This is a genomic window from Streptomyces sp. NPDC096310 (assembly GCF_044763125.1).
Lineage (GTDB): Bacteria > Actinomycetota > Actinomycetes > Streptomycetales > Streptomycetaceae > Streptomyces.
The window spans coordinates 186,224-206,376 of sequence record NZ_JBIWFO010000006.1; the positions used below are offsets into that span (position 1 = coordinate 186,224).

Annotated in this window: 20 protein-coding genes; 6 read left to right on the top strand and 14 right to left on the bottom strand. The window is 73.1% G+C overall.

Going from position 1 to position 20,153, the window contains the following annotated elements:
* Positions 1–100: 100 nt before the first annotated feature.
* The 3 genes from ACIQ7D_RS15710 to ACIQ7D_RS15720 all read right to left on the bottom strand — a co-directional run bounded on the left by ACIQ7D_RS15710 (position 101) and on the right by ACIQ7D_RS15720 (position 1,524).
* Positions 101–508, bottom strand: coding sequence for a rodlin (locus ACIQ7D_RS15710; protein ID WP_403937745.1), 408 nt, complete (start codon positions 506–508; stop codon positions 101–103).
* Between the two features lie 29 nt (positions 509–537).
* A complete protein-coding gene (locus ACIQ7D_RS15715) occupies positions 538–945 on the bottom strand; it encodes a rodlin (RefSeq protein WP_403937747.1) in 408 nt (135 codons plus the stop codon).
* A 168-nt stretch (positions 946–1,113) separates the two neighbouring features.
* A complete protein-coding gene (locus ACIQ7D_RS15720) occupies positions 1,114–1,524 on the bottom strand; it encodes a rodlin (protein ID WP_403937749.1) in 411 nt (136 codons plus the stop codon).
* Between the two features lie 242 nt (positions 1,525–1,766).
* Between ACIQ7D_RS15720 and ACIQ7D_RS15725 the strand changes: the two genes are divergently transcribed.
* The 3 genes from ACIQ7D_RS15725 to ACIQ7D_RS15735 all read left to right on the top strand — a co-directional run bounded on the left by ACIQ7D_RS15725 (position 1,767) and on the right by ACIQ7D_RS15735 (position 3,718).
* Positions 1,767–2,177 carry a rodlin gene (locus ACIQ7D_RS15725; RefSeq protein WP_403937916.1) on the top strand — a complete coding sequence of 137 codons (411 nt, stop codon included), beginning with the start codon at positions 1,767–1,769 and terminating at the stop codon, positions 2,175–2,177.
* Positions 2,178–2,469: 292 nt separating this feature from the next.
* On the top strand, positions 2,470–2,703 hold the full coding sequence (locus ACIQ7D_RS15730; RefSeq protein WP_403937751.1) for a chaplin: 234 nt from the start codon (positions 2,470–2,472) through the stop codon (positions 2,701–2,703).
* 157 nt (positions 2,704–2,860) lie between these two features.
* The gene (locus tag ACIQ7D_RS15735; protein WP_403937753.1) at positions 2,861–3,718 is read left to right on the top strand and encodes a chaplin; all 858 of its coding nucleotides are present in this window, start codon (positions 2,861–2,863) and stop codon (positions 3,716–3,718) included.
* A 117-nt stretch (positions 3,719–3,835) separates the two neighbouring features.
* Here the strand turns inward: ACIQ7D_RS15735 and ACIQ7D_RS15740 are convergent, their stop codons facing one another.
* Both ACIQ7D_RS15740 and ACIQ7D_RS15745 read right to left on the bottom strand, forming a co-directional pair.
* Positions 3,836–5,116, bottom strand: coding sequence for an FAD-dependent oxidoreductase (locus ACIQ7D_RS15740; RefSeq protein ID WP_403937754.1), 1,281 nt, complete (start codon positions 5,114–5,116; stop codon positions 3,836–3,838).
* A 40-nt stretch (positions 5,117–5,156) separates the two neighbouring features.
* A complete protein-coding gene (locus tag ACIQ7D_RS15745) occupies positions 5,157–6,593 on the bottom strand; it encodes an ATP-grasp domain-containing protein (RefSeq protein ID WP_403937755.1) in 1,437 nt (478 codons plus the stop codon).
* Between the two features lie 146 nt (positions 6,594–6,739).
* On the opposite strand from ACIQ7D_RS15745, the gene ACIQ7D_RS15750 reads away from it, so the two are divergent.
* Entirely contained in the window at positions 6,740–7,942 is a 1,203-nt protein-coding gene (locus ACIQ7D_RS15750) for a glycoside hydrolase family 26 protein (protein WP_403937757.1), read from the top strand.
* Positions 7,943–8,015: 73 nt separating this feature from the next.
* Here ACIQ7D_RS15750 and ACIQ7D_RS15755 read toward each other — a convergent pair whose 3' ends face one another.
* From ACIQ7D_RS15755 to ACIQ7D_RS15790, 8 genes are read right to left on the bottom strand one after another with little or no spacing between them, the layout of a single operon-like run.
* Positions 8,016–9,209: a GNAT family N-acetyltransferase gene (locus ACIQ7D_RS15755; protein ID WP_403937759.1), complete on the bottom strand. Its 1,194-nt coding sequence runs from the start codon at positions 9,207–9,209 to the stop codon at positions 8,016–8,018.
* A complete protein-coding gene (locus ACIQ7D_RS15760; RefSeq protein ID WP_403937761.1) occupies positions 9,209–10,009 on the bottom strand; it encodes a lipopolysaccharide biosynthesis protein in 801 nt (266 codons plus the stop codon). Before ACIQ7D_RS15760 ends, ACIQ7D_RS15755 begins: the two co-directional genes overlap by 1 nt.
* On the bottom strand, positions 10,006–11,148 hold the full coding sequence (locus ACIQ7D_RS15765; protein WP_403937762.1) for a glycosyltransferase: 1,143 nt from the start codon (positions 11,146–11,148) through the stop codon (positions 10,006–10,008). Before ACIQ7D_RS15765 ends, ACIQ7D_RS15760 begins: the two co-directional genes overlap by 4 nt.
* Entirely contained in the window at positions 11,145–11,978 is an 834-nt protein-coding gene (locus ACIQ7D_RS15770; RefSeq protein ID WP_403937764.1) for a polysaccharide deacetylase family protein, read from the bottom strand. The genes ACIQ7D_RS15765 and ACIQ7D_RS15770 overlap by 4 nt, the downstream gene beginning before the upstream one ends.
* A complete protein-coding gene (locus ACIQ7D_RS15775) occupies positions 11,968–13,779 on the bottom strand; it encodes a lipid II flippase MurJ (protein ID WP_403937766.1) in 1,812 nt (603 codons plus the stop codon). The genes ACIQ7D_RS15770 and ACIQ7D_RS15775 overlap by 11 nt, the downstream gene beginning before the upstream one ends.
* Positions 13,776–15,188, bottom strand: coding sequence for an O-antigen ligase family protein (locus ACIQ7D_RS15780; protein WP_403937768.1), 1,413 nt, complete (start codon positions 15,186–15,188; stop codon positions 13,776–13,778). The genes ACIQ7D_RS15775 and ACIQ7D_RS15780 overlap by 4 nt, the downstream gene beginning before the upstream one ends.
* Positions 15,188–16,879 carry a sugar transferase gene (locus tag ACIQ7D_RS15785; protein ID WP_403937771.1) on the bottom strand — a complete coding sequence of 564 codons (1,692 nt, stop codon included), beginning with the start codon at positions 16,877–16,879 and terminating at the stop codon, positions 15,188–15,190. Before ACIQ7D_RS15785 ends, ACIQ7D_RS15780 begins: the two co-directional genes overlap by 1 nt.
* Positions 16,876–18,069: a glycosyltransferase family 4 protein gene (locus ACIQ7D_RS15790; protein ID WP_403937773.1), complete on the bottom strand. Its 1,194-nt coding sequence runs from the start codon at positions 18,067–18,069 to the stop codon at positions 16,876–16,878. Before ACIQ7D_RS15790 ends, ACIQ7D_RS15785 begins: the two co-directional genes overlap by 4 nt.
* A gap of 449 nt (positions 18,070–18,518) precedes the next feature.
* Between ACIQ7D_RS15790 and ACIQ7D_RS15795 the strand changes: the two genes are divergently transcribed.
* Both ACIQ7D_RS15795 and ACIQ7D_RS15800 read left to right on the top strand, forming a co-directional pair.
* On the top strand, positions 18,519–18,758 hold the full coding sequence (locus ACIQ7D_RS15795) for a chaplin (protein ID WP_403937775.1): 240 nt from the start codon (positions 18,519–18,521) through the stop codon (positions 18,756–18,758).
* A gap of 327 nt (positions 18,759–19,085) precedes the next feature.
* Complete coding sequence (locus ACIQ7D_RS15800; protein WP_403937778.1) at positions 19,086–19,370, top strand: hypothetical protein; 285 nt, start codon at positions 19,086–19,088, stop codon at positions 19,368–19,370.
* A 121-nt stretch (positions 19,371–19,491) separates the two neighbouring features.
* Here ACIQ7D_RS15800 and ACIQ7D_RS15805 read toward each other — a convergent pair whose 3' ends face one another.
* Positions 19,492–20,151 carry a vitamin K epoxide reductase family protein gene (locus ACIQ7D_RS15805; protein WP_403937780.1) on the bottom strand — a complete coding sequence of 220 codons (660 nt, stop codon included), beginning with the start codon at positions 20,149–20,151 and terminating at the stop codon, positions 19,492–19,494.
* Positions 20,152–20,153: the final 2 nt, after the last annotated feature.

A 20,153-nucleotide genomic window follows, 5' to 3' on the forward strand; every position in this document is an offset into this window, starting at 1 on the left:
TATCCGATACGCCATGTATGCAAAATGAGCCCCTCACCCCGCACACGCCGGAGGCCCGGCCCGGCGGTGTGAACCGCCGGGCCGGGCCTCTCTGGGGTGATCAGTGGTTGGCGACGCCGTTCCCGGACAGGACCGGGATGTCGTCCAGGATGTGCGACAGCGGCTCGTCGCCCTTGGCCTGCGTCGAGTTCTCGACACACTGCTGGTTCTGCGGCGAGGACAGCACGTTGATGTCCTGGACCGCCACGTCGACGAGACCGATCAGCGCGCCGACGTTCGCCTTGAGCGGCAGGCCGACACAGGGCTTGTTCAGCGTGCCCTGGATCAGCTGGAGCTGGGGGCTCATGTCGCCCTTGGTGACCGCGTTGCCGAAGGACTGCTCGGCACCGTTGCCGCTGAACGACGTCGTACCACCGTCATCGGCGATGGCCAGCGCCGGTGACGCCATGGCGGCCGTCGCGCCGATGAGGGAAGCGGCTACAGCGGCGGTTGCCCAGATCTTCTTCATGGTGAATGCCTTTCCGGAAAGTGGGATTCTCAGTGGTTGCCGACGCCGTTCCCGGACAGGACCGGGATGTCGTCCAGGATGTGCGACAGCGGCTCGTCGCCCTTGGCCTGCGTCGAGTTCTCGACACACTGCTGGTTCTGCGGCGAGGACAGCACGTTGACGTCCTGGACCGCGACGGTGACGAGACCGATCAGCGAGCCGACGTTCGCCTTGACCGGCAGACCGACACAGGGCTTGTTCAGCGACCCCTGGACCAGACCGAGCTGGGGGCTCATGTCGCCCTTGGTCACCTGGTTGCCGAAGGACTGCTCGGCACCGTTGCCGCTGAACGACGTCGTACCACCGTCATCGGCGATGGCCAGCGCCGGTGACGCCATGGCGGCCGTCGCGCCGACGAGGGTCGCGGCTACAGCGGCGGTTGCCCACAGCTTCTTCATGTGAATGCCTTTCCGGAAATTCGGACTCCACCGGCGGAATCCATTGTGTTCAACTGCTTACGGGTGGATTAGTTTCTGCGGTTCCCTCCAATGGAGTACCGAACCGGCAGATAAAAAGGCCGGGCCCCCGCAGAGAACAGCGGTGACCCGGCCGGGACGGCCGATTCCTCAGCGGTTCGCGGCGCCGTTCCCGGACAGGATCGGGATGTTGTCCAGGATGTGCGACAGCGGCTCGTCGCCCTTGGCCTGCGTCGAGTTCTCGACACACTGCTGGTTCTGCGGCGAGGACAGGATGTTGAGGTCCTGGACCGAGATCGGCACCAGGCCCAGGAGCGAACCGACGTTCGCCTTGGCGGGCAGGGCGATGCAGGGCTTGTTCAGCGAACCCTGGATGAGCGCCATCTGCGGGCTCATGTTCCCGTAGGTCGCCGAGTTGCCGTACCACTGGTCCGCGCCGTTGCCGCTGAACGACGTCGTGCCACCGTCGTTGGCGATGGCGAGGGCCGGGGCCGCCGCGGCGGCGGAGACGCCGACGACGGAGGCGGCGACGGCCGCGCCGGCCATAACCTTCTTGATCACGATGAGTCCCCTTCTGAAGGATGCCCCAAAATCCCCGGGGCCCCCTGTGCAACTCCCCGCCACCGGTTTGGTTCTGGCCCTTCACTCCAACGGCCTATTACCGGCGATCTACCGTCCGGCTCGTACGGGCCGGGCGGACAAGCCGATCGGGTGAAGCAGGAGAACCGAGGAGAACCAAAACACCGCCGCCCGGTTGTTCAGGTCGCTCCCCAAGCATTTCCTGAGAAAAGGAACAGACCGTGATCAAGAAGATTCTGGCGGGTGCGGCCGTGGCCGTCTCCGTCGTCGGCGTCTCCGCCGCCGCGGCGGCTCCGGCCCTCGCCATCTCCGATGACGGCGGCACCACGTCGTTCAGCGGCAACGGTGCCGAGCAGGCCTTCGGCAACGCGGAGACCAAGGGCGACCAGAGCCCTCAGTTGCAGCTGGTCCAGGGGTCGCTGAACAAGCTGTGCGTCGGTGCGCCGGTCAAGGCCAACGTGGGCTCGATCGTCGGCCTCATCGCGGCCGTCGCCGTCCAGGACGTCAACGTCCTGTCCTCCCCGCAGAACCAGCAGTGCGCGGAGAACTCCACGCAGGCCAAGGGCGACGAGCCCCTGTCGCACCTGCTGGACGACATCCCGGTGCTCTCCGGCAACGGTGTCGGCAACGGCTGACCCGACCACTCGGCGCGCGATCCGGACGGGTCGTACGGGGCAATGGCGCCCGGTACGGCCCGTTCGGCGTCTCCGTCCGCTTCGGCGTGTCGCGCGGCCTCGCCCTTGCCGGGCAGAAACGAAAATTCTCCAGGGTGCAATCGGGTGAAACAGCGATGCCGTAAATCAGGACAGTTTCCTCGGAACCGCCCTCTCGTTGGAGTTCCAGCAGCGGAGTGCGAGCCGGAAGTCGACGGCTCACGCCCGTACGACGGTCGTGCGGACGTGTTCGCCGCTGCGGAAAGGGCTCAACATGAAGTGCAAGAAGGCCGCAACGATCGTCGCCGGTCTGCTCCTCGCCGTAGGTGCCGCGGCTCCCGCCATGGCCGACGCGGGCGCCGAGGGCGTCGCCGTCGGTTCGCCGGGTGTCCTCTCGGGCAACGTCGTTCAGGTGCCCGTCCACGTCCCGATCAACGTCTGTGGCAACAGCATCGACGTCATCGGGATCCTGAACCCCGCCTTCGGCAACGTCTGTGTCAACGGCTGACGTTGTGACCTCGTGAGGTCCCGGGGGTGTCCCGCGGGACACCCCCTTCCGGTCCCGGTGCGCGTGTCCGCTCGCGTGCCGGGACCGGCCCGGGTGGGGCATGGAACCCACCCGCGACAACGGCCGGCCGGTCAGCCGGCAGGAGGAGAGAACCAGAGTGCGAGACCTCATCGGCAAAGGACTGCTCACGGCCGCCGCGGCGTCCAGTGTGCTGTCCTTGAGCGGCGGTTACGCCCAGGCCGCCGACGCGAGCGGCGCGGCCGTCGGGTCGCCGGGGCTGCTGTCCGGCAACAACGTCCAGGTGCCCCTGGACGTCCCCGTCAACGCCTGTGGCAACAGTGTCGACGTCATCGGGCTTTTGAACCCCGCCTTCGGCAATGTCTGCGCCAACGTGTCGCACCCGCCGAAGCACCACGGGAACCCGCACCACCAGGCGCCTGGCCACCCCGGGGCGCCCCAGCAGCACACGCCCCAGCAGTACACGCAGCAGCAGGACGCTCCCCCGCACCACGGCGCCCCGCACCAGGCGGTCACCGGCTCCGGCAGCGAGGCCAGCAGCATCGCCAAGGGGTCACCCGGCGTGCTCGGCGGCAATGACGTCGAGGCGCCGCTCGACATCCCCGTGAACGTCTGCGGTGACTCCGTCGACCTGGTGGGCCTCCTCGATCCGGCCTTCGGCAACCACTGCGTCAACGGCACGCCCCCGGCGCCGCCGGAGCGCCCCACGGCCCCCGAACTCCCCGACACCCCCGACGAGGAGCCCGAGGAGAACACCCCGCCGGAGGACCGCTCCGTTCCGCCGGCCCCCGCCGGGCCTCACCACGTGCCGCACACCGACCCCGCTTCGCGCGCGATCACGCCCGCCGTCCTGCCCGCCGCGCGCCCCGCCGGCGACCCGCAGCTCGCGGCCACCGGCGGCGCCCCCCATCTGCTCGCCGCCGCGGCGTCGAGCGCCGGCCTGATCCTCGGCGGCGCGCTCCTCTACCGGCGCTCCCGAGTCCCGGCCCGCGTCTGACATCGCGTCCGGCACGACATCCGGCAGTACGTCCGGCAGTACGTTCGACACCGTGCCAGGACCGACGGGGCGAGGGCAGCGCGGCGACAGCCCTGCCCTCGCCCCGTCAAACGGAGATCACCTGACGGAGAGCGGGCCCCGGCCCCGCGCCTCGCGCTGCCCCTGCCGCTGGCGCACCTTCGCGAGCGGGCCGCCCCGGGCGCCGACCCGGCGCCGTACCCCGGCCACCAGCCGCTCCGCCGTGTACGCCGCCCCGTACACGAACCGCATCGACGGACCGAACGACGGCGCGCTCAGCAGGCCTGCCAGGAACAGACCGGGGTACGAGGACTCGAAGGCGGCGCTCGCCTCGGGCGCCCTGCTCGGGCCCACGGTCCGCAGGCCCTCGGCGAGCGGTCCTTCGAGCAGGCCGAGCCGGTCGAGCCCCGGGGTGAAGCCGGTAGCAGCGATGACATGGTCGGTCTCCACCGTCTCCGTCCGCCCTGTGGTGGCGAACAGCTCCAGCCGTACCCGCCCGCCCGCCGGGGCCGCCGTCACCACGCTCTCGCCGAGCCGCACCTCCACCCGCGCCGCCGTCTCGAAGCGCTCGCGCAGCCACCACGCGCCGGCCGGGCCGAGCGCCGAGGTGAAGATCCGGGCGCGGGTCGCCTCGGGGAGCCGGCGGAAGACACCGGGGGTCTCCGCGTACAGCCAGTTCTTCCAGCCGCACCCGAGCCCGGTGTGCGGGGCGCGGGCCGCCGTGGCGGCGGGGCGGTCCAGGGGCGGCGGCAGGGTGTTCCAGTTCAACCGCCCGGAGCGGGCCACCAGCCGTACGGACGTGCCCTGTTCGGCGAGGAGCGCGGCGGTCTCCAGGGCTGCCTGACCCGCCCCGATGACCGTCACGTCACCGCCCGCGAAGCGCGCCAGATCGCGGTGGTGGCTGCTGTGCGTCACATACGCGCGGTCCAGAGCGAGCAGCGGCGCGGGGATGTCGATGAACGGCATCACACCGACGGCGAGCGCCACCGTACGGGCGAGGAGCTGTTCACCGTCCTCGGCGGTCAGCCGGAACCCGCCGGGGCAGGCCCGTACGGAGGTGATCATCCGTTCGTCGACCGGCGGCGCCGCACGCTCGGCGAACCACAGTCCGTACGAGGCGAAGAGACCGACCGGCAGCGGAACGCCGTGCCGGGCCTCCCGGCCCAGCGTGGCCGCGTAGGCGGCGAGGCCGAAGGCCCCGCCCGGGTCGGAGAGGTTGGACGCCCACGGTTCGGACTTCAGGAACATCCCCGGCGGCATGTGCTCCCGCCACGAGGCCATCGGCCTGCCGAAGACCCGCAGGTCGAGCCCGGCCGCGGCGGCGTGCGCCGCGATGGAGAGTCCGTAGGGGCCGGCGCCGACAACTACCAGGTCGTGCATGGTGATTCCCGCTCTCTGTGGTGTGTCTGCTGGGGAGGGTTCATCGGGTACGGCGCGGTGCGGGCGCCGGGGGCAGGCCGGAGGGGTCCGGGCCGCTCCACCTCTGCCGTACGGGCGGGGTGCGCGGCGGCCGTCCGGTCCCGTCGTCACGCCGGTGCGGCAGGGCGCGGCGCAGCAGCCGCCCGCCGCGGCGTACGAGATGCAGCCCCCAGGCGAGGGCCATCGCGCAGGCGGGCAGCGGATCGTCCGGCGCCCACCACGCTGTCTCCGTGGCACGGGGCCGCGGCCGGGAACGGAACCGGCGCCTGGGCCGGGAAGGCGTCCCCGGCTCGCGGCGGCCGGTCCTGATCGAGGAGAGGAAGGACAGCGCCGCGTAGTTCTCCACGACGAACGCCCGCCCGTGCACCGCCTCCTGCACCGGCAGGCCGCGTCCGGTCAGATCGAGGTGGAGGGCGCGGACGACGTCCGTGCCGGAGCCGTCGGTGAAGAGCCGGAACTGCGCGCCGGGGCGGGGGTTGAAGTCGAGCAGGTGGTACGCGCCGGTCGCGGCCTCGCGGCGGAAGTCGAGGTCGAGGATGCCCCGGTAGCCGAGGGCGGCGACCAGTTCGCCCGCCAGCCGCTCCACGGCCGGGTTGGGCAGCCACCGGCCGACCGCGGTCAGCCCGGCCCCCACCGGCCAGGCGCGGTCCTTGCGCCCGGCCGCCCCGAGCAGCCGCGTGCGGCCGGGCCCGGGGCCGTGGCCGCTGTAGCCGTGGAAGAACCAGTCGCGGTCGGGGGCGCCCGGCAGGAACTCCTGGAGCAGCAGCCTGCTGCCCGCCTCGTCGCTGCGCCCGTACAGCGCGCGTGCCTCCTGCGGGGAGCGGACGACGCGGGTGCTGCGCAGCCCGGACCCTTCGGGCAGCAGCCATGGTCTGCTCCACTTCGCGACCACGGGCAGCCCCAGCGACCAGGCGGCAGCGGCGGCCTCGGCCGCGTCGTCGGGGATGACCGTGCGGGGATGGGGCAGGCCCAGCTCGCGGCAGATCCCGGCCAGCTCCGCCTTGTCCGCGACGCGCTCGGGCAGCCCTGACGGCTGTTCAGGCAGAAGGTAACGGCCCGCCAGTTCCGGTTGGAGCCGGTCCACGGCGATCGCGCTCAGGTCGTCCATCGCGATGAGGACGGCGGGGGCCGGGAGCCGGTCGGCGAGGGAGAGGAGCAGTCGCCGTACCGATGCCGGCGCCGGATTCCCCGCCGTGTCCGGCGACGCCGGAATGCCTGTCAGATCCGGTGCCTGTTGCGGCCGTAGATGGGCCTGGCGCAGATAGCGGGAGCGTCCGACGGGGCTGTGCGCGCCCTCGACCACCGCGTGCACCTCGATCCCGGCGCGGCCGAGGGAGCGTACGGCGCCCAGCGTGCCGTGGTGGAACGGGTTCCGGTCGAGCCGCAACAGGACGGCCGGAACGCGGGTGTCAAAGCTCGGCACGGTGGTGCCCTTCATTTCGATACCCCATGCGAGGGATGAAATTCACTAATGGACTACTGGAACACCAGGCCGGGTTCCCGACCGGCTTATTAGAAATAATTTGTGATCAACGTGACCACGGCTCGGGGCCACGAAAGCGCGTGCGATCACAAGGAGCGGACATGACCCGTCGACGACGTCGAAGGATGACGACCACCTGCCTGGGTGTGGTCTCGGCCGGACTTCTCGCCTCCGGTGCCGTGCTGCCCGTTCCACGACTCGCCGGGGATTCCGGTGGTGCGGAAAGACAGAAGCCGCCCGCGGCCCCGTCGCCCGCGCTGGGCGCGTATCTCGACTACGGGCCGGACGGGGTACGGCGTATCGCGGCCATGGAGAAATGGCTCGGCGGCCGGGAATTGCGCGTGGGGCACACCTATCTCCCGGGCGACGTGTGGTCCAACATCGAGGGCAGCCCGGATTTCCTGGAGAGCTGGGCCGAGTGGCGCAAGGCCCGCGACGACCGGATGTTCGTCCTCAACGTGCCCATGCTGGAGCGGAACGAGGACCATGTGCCGGACGACGTGGTCCGCCGTGAGCTGCGCAGAGGCGCCTCGGGCCAGTACGACGGGCACTTCAGGACGCTGGCGCGGCGGCTGGTCGCACTCGGGGTCCCCGACACGGTGGTCGTGCTCGGCTGGGAGATGAACGGAATCACGTACACGCATCGTTGCGGTCCTGACCCGGAGGCGTGGAAGGCGTACTGGAACCGTATCGTCACCGCGATGCGCGAGGTGCCAGGACAGAAATTCCGATTCGATTTCGCCCCGAACCGGGGACGGGACGCCATTCCCTGGACGGAGTGTTATCCAGGTGACTCCACCGTGGACATCCTCGGCATGGACTCGTACGACCAGCCGCCGGGACGGACGTTCGACGAACAGGTCGGTGAGCCGTACGGACTCCAGCAGCATGTGGACTTCGCCGCCGCACATGGAAAGGTGATCTCCTATCCGGAGTGGGGTCTCTACCGCAACGGTGACAACCCTGTGTACATGCGGCGCATGCTCCAGTGGATCGACACGTACAAGCCGCTGTACAGCACCGTCACGGATTACTGCCCCCACGGCGTCTGGCAGTGCGACCGGAATCCCAAGTCGTCGAAGGTGTTCCGTTCGATGCTGTACGGACGTGACCCGCAGTCCGTGCCGACGCCCACGCCGCCCGCTCCCCCCGCGCCGCCCACGGCGCCCGCGGAGCCCACGCCGGTCCCGACCCCGGAGCGTCCGCAGGACTGCCGTCCGCTGAACCTCGGTGCCTGGGTGGAGAGCTGGCTGGGCGGCAAGATCTGTATCCCTCTCGACTGGTGGGAGAGCCGGCGCACCTGAGGTCACGGCCCCGGCACGGACATCGGCGGTAACGGCGGTAACGGCGGCGACAAGGTCATCCCTGGTCGCCGCCTCACCGTGGCCGCGCCCGTGGCCGCGCCCGCTTCACCAGCTCGGCCGCCCGGCCGCGCCCCGCCGCCCGTGCGACCACCAGGTGCAGGGAGGGCGCCAGCGCGGACCGCGCGAGCAGCAGCCGCTGGTTGGTGACGGCCTCGGGACGCCAGTGGTGCTTGTACGGTTCGTTGCCGCGCAGCATGCTCAGCGTGGTCCGGCCGCTCTCGCCGATCCATCCCGCCCCGGCGCGCAGCAGCATCGTGGCGACATCCGCCTTCCTGGCGCGCAGTTCGGGGTCGGCGCCGTACAGATAGCCGCCCGCGAGCTGACCCGACATCAGGGTGACGTCGGCGGCCACCACCGCGCCGTCCAGGGTGAACTCGGTGACCCGCGCGTCGCCGGACCCGGCCATGGCGCGCACGGCCCGGGTGAGGTGTTCCGCGAAGCGCTCGCTGAGGTGTTCGGCGGTGACGCCGCGGCCCTGCCACTGGAGGCGGTGCAGCGCCAGCAGCCGTTCGACGGCGGCGGGGATCTCCGCGCGCTCCACCACCCGCTCGCCGATGCCGAGCACGGCCAGCTTGCGCAGCTTGGCGCGGGCGCGCTGGGCGCGCGCGGCGGGCAGCCGGGTGAGCAGTGCGTCCATGGGGACGGCGGGCAGCTCCAGGCAGGTGGAGTCCGAAAGCCGGCGGCGCGGCCCGCGCCAGCAGTCGTAGACGCGTTCGGCGGCGGCCCCGGGCCGTACCTCGCGCAGGTCGATCACCGCGGTACGGGCCAGTTCGGCGAGGGCCCGGGCGAGCGCGGGCGCGGCGGTCCCTGCGTGCTCGTCGTCGAGCAGGACGTCGGAGAAGTCGGAGATGGAGCCGCCGAGATGGACGAGGACGGGCAGCGGGCGGTGCGTGAGTGTCAGCGCGACCGCCGCGACGAGCTCCCCGGCCCGGCGGACGAGGACGACGCGCAGCCTGCCGCGCCCGCCGCCCGCGCCGCCGTCCCGGCCGTACGACAGCCACCAGGAGTGCAGCCAGGCGTGGCTCTGGAAGGGGGTGGCCGTACGGCAGCGGCGGTACAAGGCGTGCCACTCCGGGGCGAGTTCGGCGAAGCGGCCCGCGTCCCGGCACACCTCGGTGGTGTACACCGCGTCCGACCGGGAGGCGTGCAGCAGCGCCGCCACGGGGACGTAGCGGGCGGCGGTCCGTGTGCCGGCTCCGGGGGCCATCAGACCGTTTCCTGCTGCTGCGGGGAACAGGCCGCCGACGCGGTCGCTGGCCCTGGCACGGACGCCGGGCCCCCGGCGTGCGCGGGGGCCACGGGGCGGCGCTTCGGCCGCACCAGCAGGCCGAGCCCGCCGAGCAGCCCGCCCGCGCAGCCGCCGACCAGCGCGGCCAGCGGCGCGGAGGGCGTGACCGGGCTCGTGGGCTCCACGGCCCGGGAGAACGGCAGGACGCGTACATGCGTACGGGACTGCATCTGCGAGCCGTTGACGACGAGCGAGCGTGCCACGCCGTCCGCCATGCCCACGGCGGTGCCCGCGCTGGACGAGGTCGCCGTCACCGAGATCATCGGCGCGTCGGGCGAGGTCGCCGTCCGGACGCTCTCCTTGAGGGTCCGCGCGGGCACCCCGGACCAGACCGCCGCGTCCCCGACCACCGCGACCTGCGCGGCGACCCGCCCGTACGCGGTCGCGAAGCCCAGCGCGGCGGCCGGGTCGGACCGCTCGGTCGGTACGACGACGACATAGCTGGTCGCCGCGTACTCGGGGGTACGGAGCGCCCCGTACGCACCGCCTGCCGCCGCCCCGGCCAGCACGGCGGCCGGCACGATCCAGCGGGCCGAGAGCGCCGCCGGCCGCAGCCGCCGGAGCCGGCGGGCCCAGCGGACCGTGGTACGCCGGACCCGCCGGGCCAGCAGTGTGGGCGCCGGCGGCGCGGGGCGGCGCTCGGGCCGCGGGCGCGGAGTGCGCGGAGCGCCGCACCGCAGGGGCCGCCGGTGCGGTTGCTGGGGGGCCTGCTCGGTCATACGCTGCTCGCTTCTCGGGTGGGGGCCTGGCCGCGGACGGCGTTCTCGTACACGGCCATCAACTGCTCGGCGCTGCGGGCGATGTCGTAGTGGTGCACGGCGGACGGCACGGGCCGCCGGTGCGGGCCCAGGCCGCGCAGCCGCCGCAGCTCCTCGGCGAGACCGGGCACGGAGCCGCTGACCCGGCGCGCGCCCGGCGCGGCCTCGGGCGGCAGGTCCTGGAGCGCCGGGCAGGTCACATGGAGCACCGGCAGCCCGGCGGCGAGCGCCTCCACCACGGCGAGCCCGAACGCCTCGTCGTGGGAGGTGGAGACGAAGACGTCCATGGCGGCGAGCAGCGAGGGCAGGTCCCCCGGGTGCGGGACGGGCGGCGGGTCCTCGCACGCGCCGGGCAGCAGGATCCGGTCGGCCAGCCCGCGTTCCTCGGCGAGCCGCAGCAGCGGCGTACGCTCCGGGCCCTCGCCGACCAACAGGAGTCGCGCGTCAGGCAGTTCACCCACGGCGCGCACCAGGCGGTCGTACCGTTTGCCGGGTGCGAGCCGTCCGACGCCGCCCACCACGAAGGCGTCCTCGGCCAGGCCCAGCCGCTCGCGGGCGGCGCGGCGCGCCTTCTCGTCGAAGGCGAAGCGCCCGGACTCGATGCCGTTGGGGACGACATGGATACGGTCGCGGCGCACCCCCCAGCGCTCCAGCCGGCGCGCGACGGTGGTGGAGACGGCGACGGTGGCGGTGCCGAGCCGTTCCCCGGTGAGATAGAGCGCGCGGGCGCCGGGGGTCAGCGGGCGGCCCTCGATCTGGACTGCGCCGAGGGAGTGTTCGGTGGCGAGGATGGTCCGTACCCCGGCCAGGCGGGCCGCGACGCGGCCGTACAGGCAGGCGCGGTAGAGGTGGGTGTGGACGAGGTCGTACCCGCCCTGCCGGACGAGGCGGGTCAGCCGGGGCAGGGCGGCGAGATCGCGGTTCCCGGCCATGCCGAGGTGGGCGACGCGTACCCCGTCGGCGACGATGCCGTCGGCGACCGCGCCCGCTTCCGTGAGCGTGACGACCTCGTTGTGGGTGGGCAACTGGCGCAGCATCAGGCGAAGTTGCTGCTCGGCGCCGCCGATGCCGAGGCCGGTGATGACATGCAGGACCTTCACGGGGTGGCCGCCGGGGCCGTCGGTACCGTCCGGGAGGCGCGGTACGCGGCGGAGTCGGCGTACTCCGTGAAGGCGGCGGCCTGGACGGGTACGCGCCTGCGGTGGTGCAGCCGCCACTTCAGGCGCAGCCTGAGGTCGGTGTCGCGCTCCCCCACATGGATACGGGGCAGCGCGAACAGCCCGGTCAGCGGCCCCGGGTCGATGGCGCAGGCGTACGCGTACCCGGCGGCGCGTACCGCCGCGACGGCACGGATGCCGACCGTGCCGTACGGGTAGCAGAAGCCGCCGACCTCGGTGCCGGTGAGGTCGCGCAGCAGTTCCCGGCTGCGACCGGTCTCGGCGGCGAGCGTGGCGTCGTCGACCGTGTCGAGGTCGACGTGGAGGAGCCCGTGGGAGCCGATCTCCATCCCGGCCGCGGCGGCCTCCCGTACGCCGTCCTCGGTGAGCAGGGGCTTGCGGGGGCCGGGGCTGTCCCACGCGTTGGTGCCGCCGGGGCGGCCAGGCAGGACGAAGACGGTCGCGGTGCAGCCGTACTCGCGGAGCAGCGGGAGCGCGTTGGCGGTGAAGTCGGCGTACCCGTCGTCGAAGGTGAGGCCGACGAGTCCGGCGCCGCGCCCCTCGGCGCGGGCGCGCAGCAGTTCGGCCATGGAGACCCCGGTCAGGCCACGGCGGCGCAGCCAGCGGAGCTGCTGTTCGAGCCGGCCCGGGGAGACCGTCACCCGGTGGGGGTCGTCGGTGGGATCGGCGACCGAGTGGTACATGAGGGCCCACAGGGGGCCGCCGGACCTCGGGCGGGCCAGGGCGGTCATAACGGCTCTGTCAGCGGGCATCGGCGAGCTTTCGTGAGAAGGGGCGGGTGAGGGAGCGGAGGATGGAGCCGGCTTCGGGGGCCTTCAGAGCGCTGGCGGCGACCAGGAACACGGCGGTGACCACCAGCCCGGCGGCGAGGGTGGCGAGGACCGGGGAGGGGACGAGGGCGGCACACAGCCATCCGGAGCCGGTGGCCACCGCGGCGGCGGCGCTGAGCTTGGCCAGGGCGCCGGTCATATGGCGGGTCCTGACGGGGACGCTGTGGCGGCGCAGACCGTGCAGCATGAGGACGGCGGTGAGGGTGACGCCGACGGCGTTGGCGGCGGCGATGCCGAGCACCCCCCAGACGCCGACCAGCAGGGCGCCCGCGCCGCCGGTGAGCGCGAGCCCCGCGGTCATGGCGAGCGCGGGGAACCAGAGCGGGCGCGCGGCGGAGAAGTAGCAGCGTACGAGGGCCCCGACGAGGGTGTGGCCGAGCAGGCCGAGCGCGTACACCCGCATCACGGCGGCGGTCGCGGCGGTGTCCTGGGAGTGGAACTCGCCCCGCTGGAAGAGCACTTCGATGATCTGCGGGGCGCAGGAGACGACGGTGGCGGCCCCGATCAGCACGATGATCCCGGCGAGCGCGAGATCGCGTTCGACGCGTCGTCGGGCCCGGTCGGTCTCGCCCGCCGCCATGGCACGGGCGACCACCGGGAAGGTGACGGTGCAGAGCATCAGCGAGAGCGTCATCGGGATCTGCGCGACCTTCTGCGCGTAGTTGAGGTGCGAGATGGCCCCGGCGGGCAGCGGCGCGGCGAGGAACCGCTCGACGAGGACCTGCGACTGGCGGCTGAGCGCGAAGGCGATGACGGGGACGAGCAGTCCGAGGGCGACGGGCGAGGTGAGCCGGGCGGGGGCGGTGGTTCCCGCCGTCGCCGCCGCCGCTGCCGTCGCGGGTACGGGGGCGGACGGGGGTTCGTGGCCGCTCGGGGGCCGGCGCTCCGTCAGCCGGTTCCACAGGGCGGGGAGCTGGATCAGCACCATGAACACCCCGCCGACGGCGACCCCGGCCCCGGCCGCGCGCACCCCCGTCTCCGCGCCGGCCAGCAGCATCGTGGAGATGATGCCGACGTTGGAGGCGACGTAGATCGCGGCGGGCGCCAGGAAGCTGCCGTGTGCGCGCAGGGCTGCGCTGCAGTAGCCCGCCACCCCGTAGGTGAAGATCGACGTGGCGGTCAGCCGGGTGCAGTCGACGGCCAGCCCGGGTTCGGGCAGACCGGGCGCGAGAACGGCGACCGCCCAGGGCGCGCAGACGACGAGCAGCGCCGCGCACGCGCTGAGGGCGAGGAAGAGCCGGGGCAGGGTGGCGCGGGTGAGCTGCCGTACGGGATCGGGGTCGGGGCCCTGGACGCGTTCGCGCGGTCGGTCCCGGGGCGGCCGGGCGGCCCGGCGGGCGAGCGCCAGACTGAACGCCGGTACGAGGATCAGCGCCATGGCGTCCTCGATGAGGAGCGTGGCGGCGACCTCGGGCACGGTCCAGGCGACGAGGAAGGCGTCGGTGTCGGGGCCCGCGCCGTAGAGGTGCGCGATGGTCTGGTCGCGGAGCAGACCGAGGAGCGATCCGGCGGCGGTCAGCGCGGCGGTCACGAACGCGGCCCGCGCCAGGAACCGCGCGGAGGCGGAGCCGCGCCCGCCGGGCTCCTCCGAGAGGCCGGGGGTGACGGTGGCGGCGGTGCCCGGACCGGCCGTCGCGGGGGCCGGGACGGCGGAGCCGGCCTCCGCCGCCGGGGGTACCGAGGGCGGTGGGACCGCGGGGAGGGAGTGCGTCGTATCGCTCACGCCGTCCCGGCCCCTCCGCGGGCCGCGGGGGCCGCGCCGTCGCCGTACGCCATGGGCCCGCCGCTCCGGTGGCGCCGCCGGCTCAGCGCCCACCAGGCCGCCAGGCCGAGCATCACCGCCGTCAGTACGGTCGACGGGCCGCCGATGTCCGCGTAACCGAAGTCCACCAGCTGCCAGGCCAGCAGCCCCGTGACGACGAGCCCGCACTCCGCGCCCGTACCGGAGCGGCGCGACCCGCGCAGTCCGCGCACCGCGCACACCAGGAGCCCCGCCCAACTGCCCGCGAAGGCGACGATGCCGAGCAGCCCCTGTTCGCTCAGGACGAGCAGATACATGTTGTGCGGCGAGAGCAGCGGCTGGCGCTGGAACCCCATCCCCGCGCCCGCGGTGTCGCTGGCCGCGGACAGCGCGAGGGAGGCGTGGTGGTCGCGGTAGGCGGGGAAGCCCTTCAGCCCCACGCCCGTGACGGGCCGCTCCCGCCACATGTCGGTGGCCGCCGCCCACATGGTGTACCGGTCGGTGACGGACTGGTCGGGCGCGTCGGCGACCCGGGCGATCGAGTCGAACCGTTCGGTGATCATCTGCGAGCCGATGCCGAGCCCGCCGACGAGGACGACCCCGAGCGCCGCCGCGGTGAGCGTCACGACGACGGCCCTGCGGAGCCCCGAGAGCGCGAGTTGCAGCGCGAGCGCCACGGCGGTGGCGATCCAGGCGCCGCGGCTGAAGGAGAGCAGGAGCGGTACGCAGAGCAGCGCGGCGCAGCCGAGGGCGAGCGCCCGCTGTCCGCGCGGCGCCCCCGTGCCACCGCCCAGGGCGTAACCGACCGAGATGATCAGCCCGTACGCGACGACGGTGGCCATCCCCATCACATCGGTGGGTCCGAAGGTGCCGACCGCGCGGATGTCCTCGCCCTGGTACGAGGCGCCGGTGCCGGTGAGGAACTGCGCGACCCCGATCGCCCCCTGCGCCAGCGCGAGGACCACCACCGACCCCGCGACCAGCCGGAAGTCACGGCGGTCCCGGATCAGGAGCAGCAGCGCCCCCGGTACGAGCACGAAGATCTGGAGGTAGCGCGCCAGCCCCGGCAGGGTGGCCGCCGGGTCGTGGGCGGTGAGCGAGGCGGCGGTCACGCCGAGCACCGGGAGTCCGAGGAGCAGCGCGGCGGTACGGGTCAACGGGCGGGCCCGTGACCGCAGTACGCGGACCAGACAGTGCAGGACGAGCACGGCGGAGGCGGCGTCGGCCACACTGCCCGACCCGGCGGAGCCGTCACCGGCCGGCGGCGCGGGGACGGCGAGCAGGGCGACGACGGCCACGGCGGGCAGCAGGGGCGCCGCCCGGCGCAGCGCGCCGGACCAGGCGGGCGGACGGAACCGTACGCGGGGCGCGTCGACGGCGCCGGCGGCCATCAGCTTCCCGCCGGGCGGACGAGGGAGAGGGCGGTGCGCACCAGGATGCACACGTCCTGCCAGAGCGACCAGTGGTCGATGTAGTGGTTGTCGAAGCGGGACCGCTCCTCGATGGAGGTGTCCCCGCGCAGCCCGTGGACCTGCGCGAGACCGGTGATGCCCACGGGCATCCGGTGGCGGGCCGCGTAACCGGGGTGCGTCTTGCTGAAGTTGGCGACGAAGAAGGGGCGTTCGGGCCGGGGTCCGACCAGGCTCATGTCCCCGCGGAGCACATTCCAGAGCTGGGGCAGCTCATCCATCGACGTACGGCGCAGCACGCTGCCGACCGGGCTCATCCGCAGATCGCCCGCGATGTTCCAGCGCGTGGCGGACTCGTGGTCGTCGGAGGGGCGCAGCGTACGGAACTTCAGCAGGGTGAAGGGGCGGCCGTGCTGGCCGACGCGCTCCTGGCGGAACAGCACACCGGGGCCGTCGCCGAGCCGGATCGCGAGGGCGCAGACCGCCAGCACCGGGGAGATCGCCAGCAGCGCGGGCGCCGTGATCAGCAGGTCCAGCAGGCGTTTGGCGAACGCGCCGAGGCGGTGCGTGTGCGCGGCGGGCGGCTCGACGCGGCGGCGGCTGAGACCCCAGAGGTGGTGCTCCATGGGGGCGGGCACGGCGGCGGTGTCCCAGGGACCCGCGCCGACGAAGGTGGTGGCGCAGCCGTACTCGTGGAAGAGCCCGACGAGCCCGGCGCGGCCGGTCCACTCGCCGGGGTCGCCGTAGCCGACCCCGGCGTCGATGAACAGGGCTTCCTGGACGCCGTTCTGGATGACGGCGCGGTGGATCTCCTCGGTCGTGGTGAGCACGGGCAGGGCGGGTCCGTCCGTACCGCCGCCGTGGGGATGCCCGTCGTGGCCGGCGTGGTGGTCGCCGTCCCCCGGCTCGGGGGCGGCGGACGCGATGCCGACAGGGCGCAGTCCGTACTCCGGATGCTGGGCGAGCAGCGAGACCAGCCGGCGCGCGGCCGGCCCCGTACCGACGACGAGGGCGGAGCGCAGCCGGTCGCGGGCGAAGGCACGGCGGTACGTGTGCAGCAGCGCGCGGCCCGTACCGCACACGGCGAGCTGTACGGCGGCGCCCCCGGCCAGGGCCGCGAAGCCCAGGGCGTGGGCGGGCAGGAGCGCGGCGAGCACGGCGGCGACGGCGCACCAGGCGACCGCGATCCTGGCGGTCAGCCCGGGAAGCTGGTCGAGGCCGGAGACGACGGTTCCGGGGCGGTAGAGACCGGCGCGCGCGTTGAGCGCCGTCACGCAGACGAGGAGCTGGCCGGCCAGGAGGACGTCGCGCCGCTCGTCGCCGAGTACGGCGGTGGAGAGCAGCACGGCGAGCGCGTCCACCGCGACGAGCGGCAGGCCGAAGCGGAGCGAGTCGCGGGCCGGGGTGCGGCGGGGCGGCAGCGCGACACGGTCGGCGGCGTCCCGGGGCGGGGCGAGCGCGACGCGCCCGCCGAGCGACCGCTGCCCCACGGCCTGCTGGCCCAGGGGCTGCTGGCTCAGCGACTGCCCCACGGCCTGCTGGCTCAGGGCGGACAGGGAGGGCTTGGACAGGGAGAGCCGTGCCGTCGGCTGTCCCTGGCCCCGCTCCCCGTGCTGCGGTGCGGTGCGCGCCCGGCCGTGCGGCGGCGGAACACTGGTGCTTTCCGTGGTCACTGAGGAATCGGCTCCCTGCGCTCGGGGCGCGGCACGGCGGCGACTTCGCGGTACACGTCTGCGATGGCCTGCGCGGTCTGCCGCACGTCGTAGGTGCTGAGTACGTGCTGATGGCTCCGGCGGCCGATGGCCTCGCGCAGGGGCCCGTCAAGGAGGAGGGCGCTGACGGCCGCCGCCAGCGCGGGCGGATCCTCGGGCGGGGTGAGACAGAACCGCTCGTGTCCCGGTGGCAGGCTCTCGCGCGCGCCGTCCACATCGCTGAGGACGACGGCCCTGCCGCTCGCCATGGCCTCCAGCGGCGCCACCGCCATGCCTTCCCAGCGGGACGGCAGAACCACCAGATCGGCGGCCCGGTACCAGGGCGCGGTGTCCGGTACGGCGCCCGCGAAGAGCACGGACGGCGGGGCGGCGGCACGCAGCGCGGCGGCGTCGGGCCCGTCGCCGACGAGCACCAGCCTGGCCCCCGGAATCCGGCGTACGACCGGCCGCCAGGCGCGGAGCAGGAGGTCCTGGCCCTTCTGGCGGCAGAGCCGGCCGACGCACACGACGACGGGGGCGGTGGCCGGCACTCCGGCGAGCAGTGGCAGTGCGGCCCGCGCGGTACCGGTACCGGCGCCGGTCGCCGCGCGGTCCCCGGGGTTGAACCGGCCGGTGTCCACACCGTTGTGGACGACGGACCAGGTGGCGTCGATGCCCGCGCGTTCACCGGTACGCCGCTCCGCCTCGCTGACGCAGACGACCCGGTCGGTCCACCGGACCGCCCACCGCTCCCAGCTCCCGGCCAGCCGTCCGGTCACCCCGCCGGCCGCTTCGAAGGACCAGGCGTGCGGCTGGAAGACGGTCGGGACGCGGCCCCTGACGGCCAGCCGGCCCGCGAGTCCGGCCTTGGCGCTGTGCGCGTGGACCAGATCGGGGCACACCCGGCCGACCAGCCGGGCGGCCTGCCGTACCTCACGGAGGAGGCCCGGACCCGGCTCGCGCGTGGCGTGCCAGACGTGGATCTCGGCTCCCCGGCGAGCCGCCGCCCCGGCGAGCGGCCCCTCGGGGGGGCAGCCGACGGCGACCCGGAACCCGGCGGCCACCTGCGCCGCGACAAGGTCGAGCACCACTTGGGCCACGCCGCCGTCGACGGGCTGGACAAGATGGAGCGCGGTGAAGCCGGTCCCGGGCCGGTGCCGCTGTCGCTGCACGCGCGACTCCTTCCACTCGTGCGATACAGGGAGAGGAATGAACGCCCGGGTCAGCGGAAGTCACGTCCGGTACGGAATCGAACGCCACACCGGATCGGGCGGGAACGCGCCGCGCACAGGGCGCGCGGGACCGGGCCGCACAACAGAACGCGCCCCACAGCATGAACCGCAGAATTCCGCATACTGGCTCTCCGCCTCGAAGGTCGAAACAGGCAAGATGGGACCTTTACAGAGCGCAGGCTGAAAATCACGCCAGACGCGCCGAAACGCCCTGAACGTACAACCGAGTGGGGAAAGCCCCTTCAGGTGACGTCCACCGGAGTCGCGCGCCCGGCCCAGCTTCACTCATTCGGCCCGCAACCTCTGATGGACCTCGGCGTTGATCCACAAGTCGGGCGATCGCGCCCGGCGCCCCACGTCATCCCCATACGACCGAGGAGCCCCTCCCCATGTCGCGTATCGCCAAGGCTGTTGTTCTCTCCACCGCGGCCGCCGCCGCTGTCGCCGGTGCTTCCGGCGCCGCCTTTGCCGACAGTGGCGCTTCGGCCGCGGCTGTCGGTTCCCCGGGCGTCCTGTCCGGCAACATCATCCAGGTGCCGCTCCACGTGCCGATCAACCTCTGCGGCAACACCATCGACATCATCGGGCTGCTGAACCCGGCTTTCGGCAACGTCTGCGTCAACAACTGACGCCGTCTCCTCGGCGGAGCCGCCCTTCCCTTCGGGGAGGGCGGCTTTTCCGTGTACACCCCTCACCGGTTCTCCGTCACGCGTTCCACCGGTCTTTCCTCACTCATCCGGCGGACCGATAGGAGGATAGGAGGATAGGAGGATAGGAAAAATCTCCTCTTCATTCGGGTGGCCCGCACAGAATTCCTTCCGCACGGGGTTTCCGGCGCGCCGGGGAATCGTTAGAGAGAACGAGGCCACGGGAGGAAAATCCTCCAAAGGGCCTGTGCGCGACGAGAGTTGACTCGTACCGCAGCGCACCGGACATCACACGGAGAAGGAATCACAATGAAGCCCATGAAGGTCGCCGCCGTCGTCGCCGGTTCCATGGTGGTGCTGGGTGCCGCCGCCCCGGCGTTCGCCGCCGAGGCGAAGTCCCCCTCGTTCAGCCTGAACGGCGCCCTGGACACCGTGGCGAGCGAGGGCCTGCGCGACGCCAAGCCGCTCCACACCAACGCGCTGGACACCGAGAACGACGGCTCCGTGCTCAACGCCGTCAAGGGCGCAACCGACAGTCTCAACAAGCCCCAGCAGGGCAACAAGCTGCTCGGCGGACTCCCGCTCGGCAAGTAGGTCCCCGTCGCCGCCGTCCCGCCACCGCCCCTCAGGCGCACTGCCTTGAGGGGCGGGCGGGGCCGATCGGCACGCGACGGGCAGCCCGGTGCGACGGCCGGCCCGGTGTGTACGACGGTGGTCAGCTCGTCCAGAAGTCCCACCAGCGGGCCAGGATCAGCATCCCGATGATCCCGATGTGCAGCACGGGCGGCACCCAGGTGAACTCGGCGAGGAAGCCGCGCAGCACGGCCGGCGCGGGCAGTACCCCGGTACGGACGTTGTGGGCGGTGACGTACCAGAACATCAGGATCGTCGCGACCCACGCCAGGGAACACCAGAGGCAGAGCGCGTTGATGCTGTACAGCGACTGGTACTGGAGCCAGGTGCAGAACCCGACACCGAAGAGCGTCCCCGTGTTCAGCCCCCGCCAGAACCAGTCCCGGTAACGGGCCCCGGCCAGCAGTCCCGTACCGATGCAGATGACGCCCGCGTAGGCGGCGAGGCCGAGCATCGGGTTGGGGAAGCCGAAGACCGACGCCTGCGCGCTCTTCATGATGTTGCCGCAGGACACCACCGGGTTCAGGCTGCACCCCGGTGTGAAGTCCGGGTCCTCCAGCAGCTTGAACTTGTCGATCGTGATCACCCACGCGGCCAGCAGCCCCGCCGCCCCCGTGACCACCAGGAGCAGGGCCAGCGCCCGCCCGCCGCCGACCGTGCCGGGGGGATTCCCGCCGGTGTCACCTGCTGCCGCCGCCTCCGGGTGCCGGGCGGACCTGTACTCGGTCGATGCCGCTGCCATCT

Bases quoted from the DNA above. Each gene is read 5' to 3' on its own strand.
- ACIQ7D_RS15710 (WP_403937745.1), bottom strand. From the start codon at position 508: ATGAAGAAGATCTGGGCAACCGCCGCTGTAGCCGCTTCCCTCATCGGC.
- ACIQ7D_RS15715 (WP_403937747.1), bottom strand. From the start codon at position 945: ATGAAGAAGCTGTGGGCAACCGCCGCTGTAGCCGCGACCCTCGTCGGC.
- ACIQ7D_RS15730 (WP_403937751.1), top strand. From the start codon at position 2,470: ATGAAGTGCAAGAAGGCCGCAACGATCGTCGCCGGTCTGCTCCTCGCC.
- ACIQ7D_RS15740 (WP_403937754.1), bottom strand. From the start codon at position 5,116: ATGCACGACCTGGTAGTTGTCGGCGCCGGCCCCTACGGACTCTCCATC.
- ACIQ7D_RS15745 (WP_403937755.1), bottom strand. From the start codon at position 6,593: ATGAAGGGCACCACCGTGCCGAGCTTTGACACCCGCGTTCCGGCCGTC.
- ACIQ7D_RS15750 (WP_403937757.1), top strand. From the start codon at position 6,740: ATGACCCGTCGACGACGTCGAAGGATGACGACCACCTGCCTGGGTGTG.
- ACIQ7D_RS15755 (WP_403937759.1), bottom strand. From the start codon at position 9,209: ATGGCCCCCGGAGCCGGCACACGGACCGCCGCCCGCTACGTCCCCGTG.
- ACIQ7D_RS15760 (WP_403937761.1), bottom strand. From the start codon at position 10,009: ATGACCGAGCAGGCCCCCCAGCAACCGCACCGGCGGCCCCTGCGGTGC.
- ACIQ7D_RS15770 (WP_403937764.1), bottom strand. From the start codon at position 11,978: ATGCCCGCTGACAGAGCCGTTATGACCGCCCTGGCCCGCCCGAGGTCC.
- ACIQ7D_RS15780 (WP_403937768.1), bottom strand. From the start codon at position 15,188: ATGGCCGCCGGCGCCGTCGACGCGCCCCGCGTACGGTTCCGTCCGCCC.
- ACIQ7D_RS15795 (WP_403937775.1), top strand. From the start codon at position 18,519: ATGTCGCGTATCGCCAAGGCTGTTGTTCTCTCCACCGCGGCCGCCGCC.
- ACIQ7D_RS15800 (WP_403937778.1), top strand. From the start codon at position 19,086: ATGAAGCCCATGAAGGTCGCCGCCGTCGTCGCCGGTTCCATGGTGGTG.
- ACIQ7D_RS15805 (WP_403937780.1), bottom strand. From the start codon at position 20,151: ATGGCAGCGGCATCGACCGAGTACAGGTCCGCCCGGCACCCGGAGGCG.